This window comes from bacterium, assembly GCA_030654305.1.
In the GTDB taxonomy this organism is placed as follows: Bacteria; Krumholzibacteriota; Krumholzibacteriia; order LZORAL124-64-63; family LZORAL124-64-63; genus PNOJ01.
The window spans coordinates 1-4,556 of record JAURXS010000379.1; the positions used below are offsets into that span (position 1 = coordinate 1).

Consider the following 4,556-nt stretch of genomic DNA (forward strand, 5'->3'; position numbering starts at 1 on the left):
GGGAGGCCGCCCCCGCGTTTCAAGGAGGAATCATGTCGAGCCGACGTTTCATCCTGCTGGCCCTGCTTCTCGGGTTGGCGCTCGCCCTCGCTTCCTGCAGCGACGACGACCCGACCGATCCGGCGACGGACACCACCGCTCCCCTGGTCGTCAGCGTGAACCCGTCCCAGGACGACGATGACGTGTCCCTGGACGAGGAACTGGTCATCGTGTTCAACGAGGACATGGATCCCGCCTCGGCCGATGGCAGCGTGACCCTGTCCGGCTGCACGGTCACCGACACCGACTGGACCGACGCGCGCACGCTCGTCGTGTCGCACACCGATTGGCCCGAAGGCACCGAGATCACCGCGACGGCGACCGTCGGCCTGACCGACGAAGCCGGCAACGCGCTGGCGACGGCCTTCGCCTGGAACTTCTGGACCTGGACGGACGAGGTCCTGCTGCTGAACACCACGCCCGACGACGACGCCGTGGGCGTGCCCATCAACACCACGGTCTGGCTGCAGTTCTCGCAGGACATGGACGCCGGCACGCTGCCCGGGGCGATCACCGTGACGTCCCCGGACAAGGTCGCCCACGCCTACACGCTGGACATGCTCGAGTCGGACTCGGAGTGCGTCCTGACCTTCACCGACGACCTGCCGGCCTCCACGCTGATCACCGTCGCGGTCAGCACGGCCGCCGAGAGCGGGGAAGGCACGCCGCTGACCACCGCGGCGAGCTTCTCCTTCACCACCGGCACGAACGCCGACCTCACGCCGCCGCAGCTGATCTCGATCGAGCCCGCCGACGGCACGAGCATCGGCACCGACGTCTCCTTCTTCCGCATGACGTTCAGCGAGCCCATCGACGACAACTCGCTCAACCCCGCCATGATCAGCGGGCAGCTGATGACCGCGTTCACCAGCACGGATCAGCCCGGCGTGTGGTCCGAGAACTACACCGTCATCACCGTCGGCCTGCGCACGCCCCTGATCCCCGGCTCGATCTTCAGGGTGGAGTTCGTCTCCTTCGCCGACGTCAACGGCAACGTCAACGACGACGGCTTCGAATGGCAGGCGACCGTCGCCGGCACGGCGCAGTTCGTGCCCGTGATCGACGGCTGGGCCCAGTACTACCAGGGCTACTACCAGGAGACGAACCCCACGAACTTCGGCAGCGTCGAGGAACTCCAGCTCTGCGAGGTCAAGACCGGCGGCGAGTTCTGGCTGTGGCACAACAGCTACTACCAGTCCGACCCCTCGAAGGACTTCCCCGAGATGACGGAGTACGACCGCATGAAGCTCACGTCCTCGGCCGTCCAGTTCCTCGGGTTCCACGAGATGCGCGACATGGAGCCGTCGGACGTCACCTTCACCCCGCCGATCGACTGGCTGCGGCTGCCGGTGGTGACCTCGTCCTGGTCGGGGACGGCGGCGATCGACGACAGTTCCCAGGTCGACTACACGGTCGCGGTGCTGGCCGGCACGTTCGAGCTCCCGTACGGCAACCAGCCGAGCAAGCAGAGCGACGGGCCGCCGATCACCTGGCTCGGCTGCCGCAAGGTCGCCCTGCACTACGAGATGGGCGACGGCGAGACCGTCTTCAGCGCCGGCAACGACACCCTCTGGTACGCCCCGGGCACCGGCCTCGTGCGCGAGATCAACCACGAGGATCAGGGAGACCGGATCTACCACGCCGACAAATCCCTGATCTGGTCGGGGTTTGAGGCGGACTTCCCGAGCCGCTGACCTCCGTCATCGCCTCATGAAGGAAGGGCGCCCCCTCGGGGGCGCCCTTCGTCGTCGTGGGAACGGGATCCCGCAGGTCAGCCCGCGCGTTCGGCCGCCGCGGCGGCGGTCTCAGGCAGCGGCAGCGCCTGCAGGTGCTCCTGCAGCAGGTGCCGGTGGTGGCGGCGGTGCTTCAGGGGGATCGTGAAGTTGGTCTGCTCCTGCTCGTCCAGGTCGTCCCAGTGGCGGTGCAGGAAGGCGAGCAGGTCACGCGTGGCGGCCAGGTAGGCTTCGCGGACCTGCTCGAACGGCAGGCCGTACAGGCGCTGCAGCTCGTGCCGGTTGCGCGATTCGAACTCCGCGAAGGTCAGGGGCGGGACGGCGCGGTCCTCGATGCGGGCCCCGTAGAAGCGGACGGCGTAGACATCCCAGAACGCCAGGTGACCCAGCGTCTGGATCAGGCTGAGGCCTTCGCTGCGCAGCGCGTCGCCCCGTTTGGCCACGGGGTACTGCCGGACGACCTCTTGCAGTCGCCGGTCCTCGTCGGCATAGGCGGCGATCAGCGTCTCGGGAGAGTACACGGCTACCTCAATCCTGGGCGTGTCCTGAAGATACGCCCGCGGCGGCGGATCGGGCAATCGATTGTTACGGGTTCGGCAGGGAGCCGCGTCGGAGGTAGATCAGCGACCCCGCCCCGAGGCAGAGCCCCATGCCCAGGTAGGGCGTCGCCAGCAGCAGGCGCGGCAGGCCGGACTGCCGCAGCAGCACCCCGCCGACGGACATGACCGTGACCATGGCCCAGCTGCGCCAGGCGAAGGCCGAGAACACGCAGGCCGGGTCGGGGCGGTCGGCCAGGCGCCGCAGGTTCTTGGCGACCAGAGGCCGGAAGGCCCGCGGGATCAGCAGGGCGGCCATCAGGACCCCGGCCGCGGCGGCGGCCAAGCCCGGCAGCGGCTGCGCGCCCAGCAGCCAGATCGTCGCCCTGGTCATCAGCATCAGGGCGACCATCCCCCACAGCACGCCGGCGAACAGCGGCAGCGCGCGGCGGGGGACGGCGGGGTTGAGGCGGCGCAACAGCTCCGACATGCTCACGCTCCGAACAGGATGTGGTGGTGGCGCTTCTTGCCGGCCTGCAGGGCGATGCGGCCGTCGCGCACGTCGGCGGCGGTCAGCGCGCGCATCTCGTCGGCGACCGCCTCGCCGTTGACCCGGATGCCGCCCTGCCGGATCAGCCGTCGGGCTTCGCCCTTGCTGGCGGCGAGCCCCGCGTCGGCGAGCGCGTCGATCAGCGGCAGGCCGTCGCCGTCGAGGTCCGTGAGCGGACGGCGGCTCGAAGGGACGTCGGCGACGTTGCCGTCGTCGCCGCCGCCGAAGAGGGTCGCGGCCGCCCGCTCGGCCGCCTGCGCCGCCGCTTCGCCGTGCAGCGTGCGGGTCGCCTCGAAGGCCAGCACGCGCTTGGCCTCGCGCAAGTCGGCCCCCTGCAGCGCGCCGAGGCGGCGCACCTCGTCCATCGGCAGCAGCGTGTAGAGGCCCAGGAAGCGGGCGACGTCGCGGTCGTCGACGTTGATCCAGTACTGGTGGAAGTCGTAGGAGCTGGTGCGGCGCTCGTCCAGCCACACGGCGCCGGCGGCGGTCTTGCCCATCTTGGCGCCCGTCGCGGTGGTGATCAGCGGCGAGGTCAGCCCGAAGACCTCCTGGCGGTTCATGCGCCGCGTCAGGTCCACGCCCGAGACGACGTTGCCCCACTGGTCGTCGCCGCCCATCTGCAGGCGGCAGCCGTGGTCGCGGTTCAGGACCATGAAGTCGTAGGCCTGCAGGATCATGTAGTTGAACTCGATGAAGCTCAGGCCGGTCTCCAGGCGCTGCTTCACCGACTCGCGCGACAGCATGACGTTGACGCTGAAATGGCGGCCGACCTCGCGCAGGAAGTCCAGGTAGCTCCAGCCCACCAGCCAGTCGGCGTTGTTCAGCAGCAGACCGTCTTCAGGACCGTCGCCGAAACGCACGAAGTGCGCGATCTGGGCCTTGATGCCCTTCAGGTTGGCCTCGATGTCCTCGAGGGTCAGCAGCTTGCGCAGCTCGGTCTTGCCCGAGGGGTCCCCGACCAGGGCCGTACCGCCGCCGGCGATGGCGATGGGCCGGTGCCCGTGGCGCTGCAGGTGGACCAGCAGCATGATCTGCAGCAGCGACCCGATGTGCAGCGAGTCGGCCGTGGGGTCGAAGCCGATGTAGCCGGTGACCTTCTCCCCGGCCAGCAGCTCCGTCAGGGCGGCCTCGTCGGTGCACTGCTTGAAGAAGCCGCGCTCCTTGAGCACGGGCAGGAAATCGCCGCGGGGCAGGGGCGTGGGGGGCTGGATCGTAGGGGGCCGAGTCGTAGGAGTCATGACCGTTCCTGTCGGTCGCGCAGCGCGCGTAATCGGGTTTTCAGTTCCGGCAGCGGGACGTCGCCCAGCACCGCCGCGAGTTCGCAGGCCAGCTCCCAGGCCACGACCGCCTCGGCCACCACCCCGGCGGCCGCCACCACGCAGGTGTCGGAACGCACCCAGGTGGCGCGCCGGGCCTTGCCCGTGCGCACATCGACGCTCCGCAGGCCCTCGCGCTGGGTGGAGATCGGCTTGACGTAGGCCCGCACCCGCACCGGCTCGCCGTTGGTGACGCCGCCCTCGAGGCCGCCGGCGCGGTTGGTCTCGCGCCGCGCGCCGCCCCGGCCGTCGGGGAACAGCTCGTCGTGGGCCGAGCGGCCGTCGCGGGCGGCGACCGCCGCGCCGTCGCCGATCTCGGCGGCCTTCACGCTCGGGATCCCGGCCAGCGCGCCGGCCAGCCGGGCGTCCAGGCGGCGGTCGG

General features: G+C 70.2%; 5 protein-coding genes. 1 reads left to right on the forward strand and 4 read right to left on the reverse strand.

The window, feature by feature from the left end; translation table 11 throughout:
* The first annotated feature begins 32 nt into the window (after positions 1 to 32).
* Entirely contained in the window at positions 33 to 1,733 is a 1,701-nt protein-coding gene (locus Q7W29_10885; GenBank protein MDO9172321.1) for an Ig-like domain-containing protein, read from the forward strand.
* 77 nt (positions 1,734 to 1,810) lie between these two features.
* Here Q7W29_10885 and Q7W29_10890 read toward each other — a convergent pair whose 3' ends face one another.
* The 4 genes from Q7W29_10890 to Q7W29_10905 form a co-directional block, all read right to left on the reverse strand.
* Complete coding sequence (locus Q7W29_10890) at positions 1,811 to 2,293, reverse strand: hypothetical protein (protein MDO9172322.1); 483 nt, start codon at positions 2,291 to 2,293, stop codon at positions 1,811 to 1,813.
* Positions 2,294 to 2,357: 64 nt separating this feature from the next.
* On the reverse strand, positions 2,358 to 2,798 hold the full coding sequence (locus Q7W29_10895) for a hypothetical protein (GenBank protein MDO9172323.1): 441 nt from the start codon (positions 2,796 to 2,798) through the stop codon (positions 2,358 to 2,360).
* 2 nt (positions 2,799 to 2,800) lie between these two features.
* The gene (gene tyrS / locus Q7W29_10900) at positions 2,801 to 4,096 is read right to left on the reverse strand and encodes a tyrosine--tRNA ligase (GenBank protein ID MDO9172324.1); all 1,296 of its coding nucleotides are present in this window, start codon (positions 4,094 to 4,096) and stop codon (positions 2,801 to 2,803) included.
* Positions 4,093 to 4,556, reverse strand: a 464-nt coding sequence (locus Q7W29_10905; GenBank protein ID MDO9172325.1) for a chorismate synthase, incomplete at its 5' end; no start/stop codon positions are given. The genes tyrS and Q7W29_10905, both read right to left, overlap by 4 nt.